The sequence below is a fragment of the Panacagrimonas sp. genome (genome assembly GCF_965216805.1).
Classification (GTDB): Bacteria; Pseudomonadota; Gammaproteobacteria; order Nevskiales; family Nevskiaceae; genus Panacagrimonas.
The window spans coordinates 432,659-445,908 of sequence record NZ_CBDCGN010000002.1 but is presented as its reverse complement, the minus strand read 5'-3'; the positions used below and the strand labels follow the sequence as shown (position 1 = coordinate 445,908).

Here is a 13,250-nt window from a genome sequence, read left to right as displayed (position 1 = left end):
CCTGTGGACCTCGATCGCGGCTCCAATGACGATATTCGAGCATTCGTTCTCGTCCACTTTTGCGCCCTCTTGTTCCCCCTTTGCGCCTTTGCGTTGAAATCTTTCATACCGACCGTGCCGCACCCCGGAAGTCTCCCGGAAAGTGGTTCAAGGCGCTCAACACCGGATACGGCGTCAGCCCACCCAGGGCACACAGGGAACCGTGGGTCAGGGTCTCGCACAGGTCGCGCAGCAAGGTTTCCTGCTTTCCGGTCTCGGTCCCGGCCAGCAGTCGGTCGATCACCTCGACCCCACGCGTCGAGCCGATGCGGCAGGGTGTGCACTTGCCGCAGGACTCCACCGCGCAGAATTCCATCGCGTAGCGCGCCTGCGCAGCCATGTCGACACCATCGTCAAACACCACGATGCCGCCGTGGCCGAGCATCGCGCCAATGCTGGCGAAGGCCTCGTAATCTAGCGGCGTATCGAACTGCGACTCCGGCATGTAGGCCCCCAGCGGACCGCCCACCTGTACCGCGCGGATCGGTCGTCCGGACAGCGATCCACCACCGTAGTCGTACAGCAGCTCGCGCAGGGTGACGCCGAAGGCCAGTTCCACCAGTCCGCCACGTTTGATGTTGCCCGCAAGCTGGATCGGCAGGGTGCCGCGCGAACGGCCCATGCCGAAATCCCGGTAGTGCTCCGCGCCCCTCTCCAGGATCACCGGCACCGAGGCCAGGGTGATGACGTTGTTGATCACCGTGGGTTTGCCGAACAGCCCCGATATGGCCGGCAGCGGCGGCTTGAAGCGCACCTGTCCGCGCTTGCCTTCCAGCGATTCCAGCAGCGAGGTTTCCTCGCCGCAGATGTAGGCGCCGGCACCCAGGCGCACCTCGACGTCGAAGTCCAGGCCGCTGCCGCGGATATCGCGGCCCAGATACCCCTGTTCACGCGCCGTGCCGATGGCCGCGTTCAAAGTACGTAGCGCGTGCGGGTACTCGCAGCGCAGGTAGATGTAGCCCTGGGTGGCGCCGGTGGCGATGCCGGCGATGGTCATGCCCTCGATCAGCTGAAACGGATCACCCTCCATGATCATGCGATCGGAGAAGGTGCCGGAGTCGCCTTCGTCGGCGTTGCAGACGATGTACTTCGAAGGCTGGGAATCGGCCATCGGGAATCCGGAATCGTGGGCAGCCGGGCTTGGCGCATCGAGGACCGTTTTCCACTTGATGCCGGCCGGAAACGCGGCGCCGCCGCGACCGCGCAACCCGGATTCGGTCACCGCCATCACGATTGCGCCCGGTTCCATCAGCAGCGCACGCTGTAATCCGCGGTAGCCGCCATAGGCGAGGTAGTCGTCCAGGCTGACCGGATCCGTCACCCCGCAGCGCGCAAAGGTGAGGCGCTGCTGATTCCTGAAATACGGAATCTGCTCGGTCGGCCCCAGGCGCAGCGGATGATCGCCCCCCTGCAGGAAGCCGCTGTCGAACAGATCGCGGACGTCCTCCAGGGTCACCGGACCGTAGGCGATGCGCCCTTGCGGCGTCTCCACTTCGACCAGCGGCTCCAGCCACAGCATGCCGCGCGAGCCGTTGCGGACCAGCCGGATCTCCGCGCCGCGCGGGCCGGCCTCGGCGGCGATGGCGTGCGCGATGTCATCGGCCCCGACCGACAGGGCGGCGGCGTCACGCGGAACGTAGACCCTGATCATGCGCGCAGGTCCCCGATCAACTGGTCGAACCGTTGCGGCGTGACCCGCCCGCACAGGGTGTCGTCGATCATAAGCGCCGGCCCCAGCGCGCAATTGCCCAGGCAGTAAACCGGTTGCAGGGTCACCGCGCCGTCGGCGGTGGTGCCGTGAAAGTCCACGCCCAGAGTCTGCTTGGCGTGCGCTTCCAGGTGCACCGCGCCGACCGCCTGACAGGCCTCTGCGCGGCACAGGTGCAGCACGTGCCGGCCGGGCGCCTCGCTGCGGTACCAGTGATAGAAGCTCAGCACGCCGTGGACTTCGGCGCGAGACAGGTTAAGCAGATGCGCAATCAACACGATGGTGGCCGGCGGCACATGGCCCAAGGCGTCCTGCACCGCATGCAGCACTTCCAGCAGATTGCCGGGTCGATGCCGATGCGCCTCCACCGCCGAAGACACCGCTGCGCGCACCTGCGGCGACAGGTCGGCGCCGGGTTCAGGCTTGATGGGAATGACCTTCCTGGCCTGCTTCATTCGGCTGGCTCGCGCTGGCAGTATCGGTTCCGGCTCAGCCTATTTCCCTGGTCGGGGAAAAAGCCCGTCGGCTCAAGCCCACACCATATTCCGGACACAGGCTGTCGCCAACAATCGGCCAGGCGCTTCCGCTTCTATAGGCTCTAAAGAGCCGATATGCTGCTGCCATGTTCCGGGTCTCCATCAAACCCCAGTGGCAACTGGATCGCGGCCAGGGCGCCACCCTGCTGCCGCGCCTGATCGAGCTGCTGGTGCATATCGACGAATGCGGCACTCTGGCGGCGGCCTGTCAGCGCATGGGCCTGAGCTACCGCTACGCCTGGGGGGTGCTGCGCGACGCCAGCCGTACCTTCGGCCTGCCGCTGGTGGTGAGCCGGCGCGGTCGCGGCGCCGTGCTCAGCGCGCTGGGCGAAAAGCTGGTGTGGGCCGACCGCCGCATCGCCGCTCGGTTGACCCCGGTATTCGACTCGCTGGCCTCGGAACTCGAAGCGGAAATCGAACGTGCGCTGAGCCATGCCCAGGGCATCCTGCGCCTGCACGCCAGTCACGGCTTCGCGGTGGAAGCCTTGCGCCGCCGTTTTCACGAACAGCAGATTCCGCTGGATCTCAAGTACTGCACCAGCATCGAGGCCTTGAGCGCGCTGGCTCGCGGCGGCTGCGACATGGCTGGCTTCCATGTTCCGGTCGGTGAATTCGAACAGCCCACCCTGACCCACTACCAGCGCGACCTGCGCAGCAGCGGCGCACGCCTGATCTGTCTGGCCACGCGCCGGCTCGGTCTGATGACCGCCCGCGGCAATGCCAAGCAGGTACACAGCTGGCAGGACCTGACGCGCCCCGAGGTGCGTTTCGTCAACCGGCAACCGGGCGCCGGCACCCGCCTGCTGATCGACCTGCTGCTGCGCAACGCGCGGATCGACCCGGCACAGATACGCGGCTACGACACGCACGAGTTCACGCACGCGGCGGTAGCGGCCTACATCGCCAGCGGCATGGCCGACGTGGGCTTCGGGGTGGAAACCCCGGCGCAGCGTTTCGGCCTGGATTTCCTGCCCTTGATATCAGAGCGCTATTTCTTCGCCTGCCGGACCGACGCACTGCAATCGGTGGCGATGCAGCCGGTGCTGGCCGAGCTGCGCAGCGCGGAATTCCGTGCGGTCATCAACGCGCTGCCCGGCTACGATGCGATGACCTCCGGCCAGGTGTTGACCTTGAACGACGCCTTTGGCGACTGAGCGATGCGTCCCGAAGCCCGGCCCACTTCGCCCATCCAGATCACTCTGTCATCCTGCGCGCGTGAGCACACCCTCCTCTTCGAATGCGGCCGCACCGCTCCTGGAATTCTGGTTCGAGTTCGCCAGTACCTACTCCTATCCCGCGGCGATGCGGGTGGAAAGCGCGGCCCTCGAAGCGGGCGTGACGCTGGCGTGGCACCCATTCCTGCTCGGCCCAATTTTCAGCATGCAGGGCTGGAACGATTCGCCGTTCAACGTTTATCCCGCCAAGGGCCGCTACATGTGGCGCGACCTGGCACGTATCTGTGCGGCAACCGGGCTGCCCCTGCGCCAGCCCTCGCAGTTTCCGCGCAATGGTCTGCTGGCGGCCCGTATCGCCTGTGCGCACGCGCACGCCGCCTGGTTGCCGGAATTCGTCCGCCGCGTCTACAGCGCCAACTTCGCCGAGGATCTGGACATCGCCGACCCGGCCGTGATCCAGCAGGTGCTGCACTCGCTGGACTTGCCGGCAAGCGTGCTGGCAGCGGGCCAGGCGCCGCAAGCCAAGGCACAACTCCGGGCCCAGACCGAGCGCGCGCAGGCGCTGGATCTGTTCGGCGCACCCAGCTTCGTGGTCGGCAACGAAGTGTTCTGGGGCAACGATCGACTGGAGGCCGCTCTGGCCTGGGCGCAGGCGGCAAACGGCGATTTCTGAAGCAACGGTTTCACCCGATACGCGGCTGAGTGAAAATGGTTGTCAAAAGGGGAGCGTCGGCCTTCTGACCGGCATCAATCAAGCACTACAAGCACATGACGCAGCAAGACAAGCCGCAGGTTCCTGCGGACAAGGCGCGCCAGGCCCGCAAGGTGCTGGCCGCGAGCTTCATCGGCACCACCTTCGAGTGGTACGACTTCTTCATATACGCCTCGGCGGCGGCGCTGGTGTTCGGCCCGTTGTTCTTTCCCAACGTGTCGGACTTCGCCGGCCAGCTCGCGGCGTTCTCCACGTTCGCGGTGGGCTTCATCGCGCGGCCGTTGGGCGGCATCGTCATCGGCCATTTCGGCGATCGCGTGGGGCGCAAGCACATGCTGGTGTTCTGCCTGCTCAGCATGGGCCTGGCCACGGTGCTGATCGGCCTGCTGCCGACCTACGAGCAGATCGGCATCTGGGCGCCGATCCTGCTGGTACTGCTGCGTGTGCTGCAGGGTATCGGCATCGGCGGCGAATGGGGCGGCGCGGTGCTGATGGCGGTGGAGTACGCACCGCCGAACCGGCGCGGGCTTTATGGCGGCTTTGTGCAGATCGGCACGCCGGCCGGCCTGATCCTGGCCAATCTCGCATTCCTGAGCGTGGTGGCCTTCGTGCCCGAAGATCAGTTCCTGACCTGGGGCTGGCGCGTTCCCTTTCTGCTCAGCGCGGTGCTGGTGATCGTGGGCCTGGTGATCCGCCTGCAGCTGGAAGAGACGCCGGTGTTCGCCGACGCCACCGCCAAGGCGCCGAAAAAGGAGAAAGTGCCGCTGTTCGTGGTGTTGCGTTCGCACTGGAAAGGCGTGCTTGCCGGTGGTCTGACCATGTCCAGCACCGCCATGATCGGCTATGTCCTGATCGCCTACATCCTCAGCTACGGCGTCAACAACCTGGAGATGCCGCGCAGCACCATGATCACACTGGTGCTGCTGTCGTCCACGGTGTGGCTGTTCACCTGTCTGATCTTTGCGCACTGGTCGGACCGCTGGGGCCGACGGCGCGTCTACACCTGGGGCGCGCTGGGCGGACTGCTGTGGGCGTTTCCGTTCTTCCTGCTGATGGACACACGCAACCTGGCGTTGATGACGCTGGCCATGTTCGTGCTGGCATTGCCGCTGGCAGCCATGTACTCGCCGGTCGCCGCGATGCTGTCCGAGCTGTTCCCCACGCGGCTGCGCTACACCGGAAACTCGCTGGCCTACCAGGTCGGCACCTTGTTCGGCGGCGCCTTCGTGCCGGTGATTGCGACCACCCTGTACCAGGTGTACGGCACCTCGATGGCGATCTCGGCGTACATCTTTGTCTCGGTGAGCATTGGTTTGATTGCATCGCGCTTCGTTCCGGAGACCTCGCAAATCTCGCTGGAATCGGCCGGCGTCGCCGCGCCGATGGCCGCCCGCTAGCGCGACGCGCGAGTCGGCACGCACGACGCCTCCAGAACCGTGACGCCGGCGTCGCCGATTGCCGCACCAGCCCGCGTGCTGCCGGTGCTGGTGCTGGCACAGCTGGCCGGCACCAGTACCTGGTTCGCGGTCAATGCGGTGATGCCGGACCTGCAGCTCGCCTTTGGTTGGGCGGCATCCGACGTCGGCACCCTCACCTCGGCGGTGCAGCTCGGCTTCATCACCGGCGCGCTGGTGTTTGCGCTGCTGTCGGTGGCGGATCGCTTTTCCGCGCGCCGCGTTTTTCTGCTGTGCTCGCTGGCGCAGACGGTCTGCACGCTGGCCGCGGTGTACGCGGCAGAATCGTTTGTCGCGCTGTGCGTCTGGCGAGCGCTGACCGGCTTCTTCCTGGCCGGCATCTATCCGGTGGGCATGAAGATCGCCGCGCAGTGGTTTCCGCGCGGCCTGGGCGCGGCGCTCGGCTTGCTGATCGGCGCGCTGGTGTTGGGCAGTGCATTTCCCCACGCCCTGCGCGCACTGTCGGCCGGCTGGCCCTGGCAGAGCGTGTTCTACAGCGTGGCGGCCATCGCGGCGGCCGCCGGGGTGGCCCTGTTCCTGCTCATCCCGGAACCCGCGCACGCACCGGCACGCGCCGTCGGTCTGCAGTTTCGGGCGCTATGGGCGGTGGCGGGCGACCGCAAGGTACGCGCCTCGGTACTCGGCTACTTCGGCCACATGTGGGAGCTGTACACCCTGTGGGTGCTGATGCCGATGATCCTGGCGCTACGGCTGAGCGATCCTGTCGCGATCTCGTGGTGGGCGTTCGCCGCGCTGGGCTCGGGTGCGCTCGGGTGCGCCGTCGGCGGCTGGATTGCCCAGCGGGCTGGAAGCGCACCGGTGGCCGGTGTGCAACTGGCGGTCAGCGGGCTGTGCTGCCTGATCGCGCCGTGGATGCTCGATGCGCCCTTCGTGCTGTTCGCCATCTGGCTGGTAGTGTGGGGGATCACCATCTCCGGCGATTCGCCGCAGTTCTCTGCGCTGACCGCGGTAAATTCGCCGCCGGCCCTGGTCGGCAGCGTCCTGACCCTGACCAACAGCATCGGCTTCGCCATTTCCATCATCAGCATCCAGCTGTTCGTGAGCCTGGCGCAGCACTACCCTCTGGCCAGCCTGATTCCGTGGATGGGGTTGGGGCCGATACTCGGCGTGTGGGCTTTATTCCCCCTGCTGCGCGGTCGCAAGGATACGGGCTAGGAACAGCAATCGACCAAGGCTATACACGAATCGACGGAGAACAAACGCGAACGCCACCGACGACGCGGATTAACCTGGGAAAAGCGGTTGAACGCGAAGGACGCAAAGAACAGCAAGCAAGGCGCAAATGAAAACACCGTGGACGGCGTTCACCCATCTGGTGCAGGGCGCCATCCAGAAAATCCTTGGCGTCCTTTCTGTTGGCTTTGCGCCTTTGCGTTGAAATGCGGTTTCCAAGATAAAACTTTCATTAGGCGCTTTGATCCGCGTTCATCCGCGAAATCGGCGTCAAACGCTTTTTCGGGTTAGGCCAAAAAAACGCCCGGCACTCAGGCCGGGCGTCTGCGGTCGCTTGCCAGTGATCAGCCCGCCGGGCTCCCGGCCTTGTCCGCCTCGGGCATCTGCTTCTTGAGGTCGTGCGCGCGCTGGATGATGTACTGGTGCACAGCCTCCACATCTTCGGGACTGAACTTGTCCATCACCGAAGGCATGCCCTTGCCGGCATAGGCGCCCGCCAGAATGCCGGCGAACAGCTTGTGCGTTTCCGGCGTCATGTAGCGCAGGTCGGGCAGCACCGAACCGGAGATCGCGTTGGGCCCGTGGCACATGCCGCAGCCGGCGTTGTAAAGGTCGCGACCCTTGGCGATGGTCGCTTCGTCAGCGGTGACTTCCGGGGGCTCGGGCAGTGGCAGCACCTCGTTGTTCGGCGGCGGCAGCGTCGCCTTGCCGCCAAGCTTGTAGGTCAGGATGCGCGCCTCGGGGCGCACCTTGGCGGGTTCCGACAGACCGCCCAGCGCCAGCGGGAAGGCACCGCCCCAGCCGGCCGCCACGGTCACGTATTGCTCGCCGTCGATCTCGTAGCTGACGGGACCGGCCATCACGCCGGTGTTGGCCGGGGTTTCCCACAGCTTGTCGCCTTTGGCGGCGGAGTACGCCACGAAGCGGCCGTCTGCGGTGCCCTGAAACACCAGGTCGCCCGCGGTGCTCAGGGTGCCACCGTTCCACAGGGTGACATAGCTCTGGCGCCAGACTTCCTTCTGCGCCACCGGGTCCCAGGCGATCAGATGACCTTTGTGAGCGGCGACCGCTCCCGCAAGCTCCTTGGGATCTTCGGGCAGGGCGATGGGCTTGGAGCCCATGTGCCAGGTGCCCTTGCCGCTGTATTCCTGATCCTCGGGAACGAAATAGGCAACCGCCTCCTGCATCGGAATGTAGACCAGGCCGGTCTTGGGGCTGTACGACATCGGCTGCCAGTTGTGCGCGCCCAGCGGGCCCGGCGAAACGAGCCTGGGTTCCTTGCTCCAGTCGGCCTCCGGATTCTCCACCGGCCGGCCGGTCTCCATATCGACATGCGTGGCCCAGTTGGCGGGGGCGAATTTCTCGGCACTCAGCAGCTCGCCGGTGGCGCGATCCAGCACGTAGAAGAAGCCGTTCTTGGGCGCCTGCATCAGCACCTTGCGCGGAGTGCCGTCGATGTCCAGATCGGCCAGGATCATGTGCTGGGTGGCGGTGTAGTCCCAGTGATCGGCTGGCGTGGTCTGGTAATGCCAGACGTATTCGCCGGTATCGGGCTTGAGCGCGACGATGGACGACAGGAACAGGTTGTCGCCGCCGCCGGGGCTGCGCACCTCGCGGTTCCAGGTGGAGCCGTTGCCCACGCCGATGTAGAGCAGATTCAGATCCGGGTCGTAGGCCATGGCGTCCCACACCGTGCCGCCGCCACCAAACTTCCAGTAGTGATCGCCTTTCCAGGTCGGCAGCGCCATTTCCATGGCCTTGCTCTCGGGCGGATCTTCCGGATTGCCGGGCACGGTGAAGAAGCGCCACAGCTCCTTGCCGGTCTCGGAATCGTAGGCGGTGATGTAGCCGCGCACGCCGAGTTCGGCGCCACCGTTACCGATGATGACCTTGTCCTGGATGATGCGCGGCGCACCGGTGATGGTGTAGCTGCGGTTGGCATTGAGCACCGTATCCACTTCCCACACCTTGGCGCCGGTCTTGGCGTCCAGCGCAATCAGGCGGCCATCGTAGGCGCCGACGTAGACCTTGCCTTTCCAGATCGCCACACCACGATTGGCAACGTCGCAGCAGCCGTCGCGGCCCTTGTCGCGAGGCACCTTGGGATCGTATTTCCACAGTTCCTTACCGCTCACCGGGTCCAGCGCGGAGACGATGGAGAATGCGCCGGTGACATACATCACCCCATCGACCACGATGGGCGTCGCCTCAGTGGCGCGATCGACGTCCAGCCGGTAGCTCCAGGCCAGGCCCAGGTCGGCGACGCTCTCCTGGTTGATCTTGTCCAGCGGGCTGTAGCGCTGCTCGTCATAGGTGCGGCCGTGGCTCATCCAGGCGCCAGGCTCGGTGTCGGCGGCGATGATGCGCGCGCCGTCCACCGTTGCCCCTGGAATGTCGCTGCCGGACTTGTCGGCGCTGCCGGAAGGCGCATTGCCTTGCTGACCGCAGGCAGCGAGAAGGCCGAGCGCGATCAGCGGAACCCATCGGTACCGAGTTTTCATGTGCATCTCCTCTGAGTAGGTAGCGGTGCGTCTTGTAGGGACCCGTTTGCTCCAGGTCCTCTGGTCACTGCACAAGTCTAAAAGGCCGCGCGGCGCGGCGCCCTACCCGCGCCCTACCCCCGGCCGTTTTCCCGTCTGCAGGCGCCGGGGACCGAAACGACCGCCGCCTCAGAAGCCGTAGATCAACCTCGATAACGGCGTGGACTCGCAGAAATCGGATTTCAGGTGTGCACCCATGAGCGATTCGGCTGCACGCACCGAATGTTCGTCGTTCAGCATCTGGGCCACCCGCCAGCCGAGGTCATGCGCCTGCTGCAAGACCAGTTCGCAGCGCTCGACAAAGTCGATGTACTGGACGTGCTGTCGGCGCGCTACTGCCGCGCGTATCGATATTTGCTCCAGCGTCATGAGCCGACCCGGTTCGTGATTTTTCCAGTACGCCGACGCCGCAAGAATTGGATCATAGGGGCTAACAGAGGTAGGCATCGGTCATGTGAATTGCGCTCCTGCGGGGTCCAGCGCAAATAGGCTGGTGGCTTCCAGGTCCAGCACCTGAACCGCGGCCGCATTGAACAACTGCCAACGCCAGCGCAAGGACCCGATGCTGCCGCTGGACGAAACGCGCTTCTCGAGCACGGTCAGGCGCAGGCGCAGCTTGTCGTCAGGGCGCACCGGGGCCGTCCATTTGAGGTACGACAAGCCCGGCGACCCGAACGATTCCGAATCGCTCAACAGCTCCTGCACCACCAACTTCATCGCCAGTGCACAGGTCTGCCAGCCGCTGGCAATCAGGCCGTTCCAGCGGCCTTGCTCCGCGCGCACCGGGTCGGTGTGAAACCATTGCGGATCGTAGGCTTGTGCAAACTCCACGATCTGGCGGGCATCGACCGAGATCGGCCCGAGCTCGATGGTCTGTGCGTCATGAAACTCTGAAAATCGCATTGGAGCCTCCGGATTGGAACGACTCGGCGCGCTGGCTAGTAGGTTTCCAGGTGCAGCCGCCCTTCGCCCTTGAGTCGTGGATGCAGCTCCTTCCACGACAGGCCGTGACTGTCGGTCGCGAAGCGAAGCGCATCCATCACGCCGTCCTCCATGCCCTTGAGACCGCACACGTAGATGTGCGTGTGCTCGCTGCGAAGCAGATCCAACACATCGTCGGCGCGTTCGCGCATCAGGTCCTGCACGTATTTGCGCGGTTGGCCTGGGGTGCGCGAGAACGCAAGATTGATGTCGATGAAATCTTTCGGCAGCTGCGTGAGCGGCCCGAAGTAAGGCAGTTCCTCCTGCGTGCGGGCTCCGAAGAACAGCATCAGGCGGCCGTTGGCGGTGTCCGGCGACGCCTTCGATCGCTCCTCCTCGCACAGACCCGGACGGCACAGTCGGCGGCGGCGCTCGGTCATGGCGCGCATCGGGGCCGAGCCCGTACCGGTGCAGATCATCAACAGATTGGACCGGGGATCGTCCGGCATCAGGAAGGTGGACCCGAATGGCCCGATCACCTTGACCTGATCGCCCTTGGCCAGATCGCAGACATAGTTGGAGGCCACGCCGCGGGTAGGCCTGCCGTCGTGGTCGGTGGTCACCCGCTTCACGGTCAGCGACAGATTGTTGTAGCGCGGGCGCTCGCCGTCGCGTGGACTGGCGATCGAATACTGGCGCGCGTGGTGCGGGCGACCGTGCACGTCGGTGCCCGGCGCGATGATGCCGATCGACTGGCCTTCGAGCACCGGAAACGGCACCGAGCCGAAATCCAGCACGATGTGGTGGGTGTCGCTATCGCGATCCGCGGCGGTGACGCGAAAGTTGCCGGCGACCGTGGCCGTCGCAGTCTGCTTGAGCGTGTAGAGATTGACCGTCGGCGTCGGCGCAGAGCGTGGCGCCGTGGTGGAGCCGCGCGTCGCATCGACCGGCGGCGGCACGAAAGCAGATTCGGATGGCGTACCTGCCTCGGAACCTTCGATGTCTTTCTCTTCGGGCAACTCGTCCCAGGTCAGCTGCTCGTCGATGGAATAAGCCTCGACCCGGATCACCTTGCGCCAGTTGTCGATGGACCCGGTCGGACACGGCGAGATGCAGGCGTTGCAGCCATTGCAGATGGCCGGGTCGACGACGTAATTGCGCGAATCGTGCGTGATCGCGTCGACCGGACAGGTCTCTTCGCAGGTGTTGCAGCGAATGCAGATGACTGGATCGATCAGGTGCTGGCGCAGGATTTCGGTGGGGGCGTTCATCGGGAATTCCGAAAATCAAAGCCTTCACCGCAAAGGCGCAAAGGGAAAAGGAAGGTCGCAAAGGATCGAAAGAGATAGCACCCGGCAACCGCTTCCTGCCTTCGGCAGATTTTCTTTGCGTTCTCTCTTTCTGACTTTGCGCCTTTGCGGTGGAAGCTGTTGCGTTAAAACTCAGTCGAACCGCACATACTGCATGTCCATCGGCTGCTTGTTGATGCCCACCAGCGGGGCGGAAATCCAGTTGGCGTACTGACCGGGTTCGGCGACGCGGCCCATCAGCGAGGCCACGTAGGCACGATCCTCAGCGCTGGGCATCCATTTGGCGACGTTCGCGTTCCATTCATCCTGCGTCAGCGGGCGGCCGTCGGGGGCGATGCGCACGCCGGACAAAGTGCCGATCTGGCGGTTGAATGCCTTGTGCGGAACCGTGAGGCGAAACGGCATCCCGGACTTCTCGATGACCTTGTTCCAGCGACCCACGCCGGCCTCGGAGTCGCGGATGAAGTCGTCGCGCAGCACCTCGTTGAGCGCATTGAGCATCGGCGCTTCCTTTTCCACCAGCTTGCCGTCGACCACATCGAGAATCTTGTAGCCCATATCCTGCAAGCGGTGATCGTCGTTGCGCTTGCCTTCCTCGAAACGCCCCTTGAGACCAGAGTTGTAGAACGTCGCGGCGTTGGACGACTGGTCCGCCCCGAACAGATCCAGGGTGACGCTGTAGTGGAAATTCAGGTAGCGCTGCAGGGTCTGCAGATCGATGGCGCCCAGGGCACGCACCTGATCGGGCGCCTCGACGTTGTGCTTCTTCATCAGCTCGCAGGTACGCGCAATCACACGCGACACGCCGGACTCGCCCACGAACATATGGTGCGCTTCTTCGGTGAGCATGAACTTGGTGGTGCGCGCCAAAGGATCGAAGCTGGACTCGGCCAGGGCGCAGAGCTGGAACTTGCCGTCACGGTCGGTGAAATAGGTGAACATGAAGAAACTCAGCCAGTCCGGCGTCTGCTCGTTGAACGCCCCGAGGATGCGCGGATTGTCTTCCTGCCCGGAGCGTCGCTCCAGCAATGCATCCGCCTCCTCGCGGCCATCGCGGCCGAAATAGCGGTGCAGCAGATACACCATCGCCCACAGATGACGACCTTCCTCCACGTTGATCTGGAACAGATTGCGCAGGTCGTAGAGGCTGGGCGCGGTCAGCCCGAGGTGGCGTTGCTGCTCCACCGACGCCGGCTCGGTGTCGCCCTGGGTGACGATGATGCGGCGCAGGTTGGCGCGGTGCTCGCCGGGCACTTCCTGCCAGGCGTCTTCGCCCTTGTGTTCGCCGAAATGGATCTTGCGATCCTGCACCTGCGGCGCCAGGAAGATGCCCCAGCGGTAGTCCGGCATCTTGACGTAGTCGAAGTGCGCCCAGCCGCCGGGTTCGGCGCTGGTCGCGGTGCGCAGGTAAACATCGTGCTGGTGCGAGCCGGCCGGACCCATGTCACCCCACCAGTCGAGAAAATTGGGCTGCCAGTTCTCCAGCGCGCGCTGCAGCACGCGGTCGGATGACAGGTTCACGTTGTTGGGAATCTTCTGGCTGTAGTCGATAGTCATGGTTGTCTCTCAAGAAAAAATCAACGCGAAGGCGCGAAGGGAACAGAAAGAACGCACGGAAGAATCGAAATAAAATCGATGGAAGGCTGTGCCCCTTCTTTTCT

The 13,250-nt window shown here is 64.7% G+C and carries 11 protein-coding genes; 4 read left to right on the top strand and 7 right to left on the bottom strand.

Going from position 1 to position 13,250, the window contains the following annotated elements:
- Nucleotides 1–103 precede the first annotated feature (103 nt).
- Together ACOOHP_RS02105 and ACOOHP_RS02100 are read right to left on the bottom strand one after the other, a co-directional pair.
- Entirely contained in the window at nt 104–1,690 is a 1,587-nt protein-coding gene (locus tag ACOOHP_RS02105; protein ID WP_420464811.1) for a formate dehydrogenase beta subunit, read from the bottom strand.
- A complete protein-coding gene (locus ACOOHP_RS02100) occupies nt 1,687–2,202 on the bottom strand; it encodes a formate dehydrogenase subunit gamma (protein WP_420464810.1) in 516 nt (171 codons plus the stop codon). The genes ACOOHP_RS02105 and ACOOHP_RS02100 overlap by 4 nt, the downstream gene beginning before the upstream one ends.
- Nucleotides 2,203–2,369: 167 nt before the next feature.
- Between ACOOHP_RS02100 and ACOOHP_RS02095 the strand changes: the two genes are divergently transcribed.
- The 4 genes from ACOOHP_RS02095 to ACOOHP_RS02080 all read left to right on the top strand — a co-directional run bounded on the left by ACOOHP_RS02095 (nt 2,370) and on the right by ACOOHP_RS02080 (nt 6,800).
- The gene (locus ACOOHP_RS02095; protein ID WP_420464809.1) at nt 2,370–3,437 is read left to right on the top strand and encodes a substrate-binding domain-containing protein; all 1,068 of its coding nucleotides are present in this window, start codon (nt 2,370–2,372) and stop codon (nt 3,435–3,437) included.
- Nucleotides 3,438–3,498: 61 nt separating this feature from the next.
- Entirely contained in the window at nt 3,499–4,131 is a 633-nt protein-coding gene (locus ACOOHP_RS02090; protein WP_420464808.1) for a 2-hydroxychromene-2-carboxylate isomerase, read from the top strand.
- 95 nt (nt 4,132–4,226) lie between these two features.
- Complete coding sequence (locus ACOOHP_RS02085) at nt 4,227–5,567, top strand: MFS transporter (RefSeq protein WP_420464807.1); 1,341 nt, start codon at nt 4,227–4,229, stop codon at nt 5,565–5,567.
- A 39-nt stretch (nt 5,568–5,606) separates the two neighbouring features.
- Complete coding sequence (locus ACOOHP_RS02080; RefSeq protein ID WP_420464806.1) at nt 5,607–6,800, top strand: MFS transporter; 1,194 nt, start codon at nt 5,607–5,609, stop codon at nt 6,798–6,800.
- Nucleotides 6,801–7,162: 362 nt separating this feature from the next.
- Here ACOOHP_RS02080 and ACOOHP_RS02075 read toward each other — a convergent pair whose 3' ends face one another.
- The 5 genes from ACOOHP_RS02075 to boxB all read right to left on the bottom strand — a co-directional run bounded on the left by ACOOHP_RS02075 (nt 7,163) and on the right by boxB (nt 13,146).
- Nucleotides 7,163–9,319, bottom strand: coding sequence for a PQQ-dependent dehydrogenase, methanol/ethanol family (locus ACOOHP_RS02075; protein ID WP_420464805.1), 2,157 nt, complete (start codon nt 9,317–9,319; stop codon nt 7,163–7,165).
- Between the two features lie 168 nt (nt 9,320–9,487).
- Entirely contained in the window at nt 9,488–9,727 is a 240-nt protein-coding gene (locus ACOOHP_RS02070) for a hypothetical protein (protein WP_420464804.1), read from the bottom strand.
- 81 nt (nt 9,728–9,808) lie between these two features.
- A complete protein-coding gene (locus ACOOHP_RS02065) occupies nt 9,809–10,261 on the bottom strand; it encodes a MaoC/PaaZ C-terminal domain-containing protein (protein ID WP_420464803.1) in 453 nt (150 codons plus the stop codon).
- 35 nt (nt 10,262–10,296) lie between these two features.
- Nucleotides 10,297–11,550: a benzoyl-CoA 2,3-epoxidase subunit BoxA gene (boxA, locus tag ACOOHP_RS02060; protein WP_420464802.1), complete on the bottom strand. Its 1,254-nt coding sequence runs from the start codon at nt 11,548–11,550 to the stop codon at nt 10,297–10,299.
- A 171-nt stretch (nt 11,551–11,721) separates the two neighbouring features.
- Nucleotides 11,722–13,146, bottom strand: a complete 1,425-nt coding sequence (gene boxB / locus ACOOHP_RS02055) for a benzoyl-CoA 2,3-epoxidase subunit BoxB (protein WP_420464801.1) — start codon at nt 13,144–13,146, stop codon at nt 11,722–11,724.
- Nucleotides 13,147–13,250: the final 104 nt, after the last annotated feature.

Bases quoted from the DNA above. Each gene is read 5' to 3' on its own strand.
- ACOOHP_RS02105 (WP_420464811.1), bottom strand. From the start codon at position 1,690: ATGATCAGGGTCTACGTTCCGCGTGACGCCGCCGCCCTGTCGGTCGGG.
- ACOOHP_RS02100 (WP_420464810.1), bottom strand. From the start codon at position 2,202: ATGAAGCAGGCCAGGAAGGTCATTCCCATCAAGCCTGAACCCGGCGCC.
- ACOOHP_RS02095 (WP_420464809.1), top strand. From the start codon at position 2,370: ATGTTCCGGGTCTCCATCAAACCCCAGTGGCAACTGGATCGCGGCCAG.
- ACOOHP_RS02085 (WP_420464807.1), top strand. From the start codon at position 4,227: ATGACGCAGCAAGACAAGCCGCAGGTTCCTGCGGACAAGGCGCGCCAG.
- ACOOHP_RS02075 (WP_420464805.1), bottom strand. From the start codon at position 9,319: ATGAAAACTCGGTACCGATGGGTTCCGCTGATCGCGCTCGGCCTTCTC.
- ACOOHP_RS02070 (WP_420464804.1), bottom strand. From the start codon at position 9,727: ATGACGCTGGAGCAAATATCGATACGCGCGGCAGTAGCGCGCCGACAG.
- ACOOHP_RS02065 (WP_420464803.1), bottom strand. From the start codon at position 10,261: ATGCGATTTTCAGAGTTTCATGACGCACAGACCATCGAGCTCGGGCCG.
- boxA (WP_420464802.1), bottom strand. From the start codon at position 11,550: ATGAACGCCCCCACCGAAATCCTGCGCCAGCACCTGATCGATCCAGTC.
- boxB (WP_420464801.1), bottom strand. From the start codon at position 13,146: ATGACTATCGACTACAGCCAGAAGATTCCCAACAACGTGAACCTGTCA.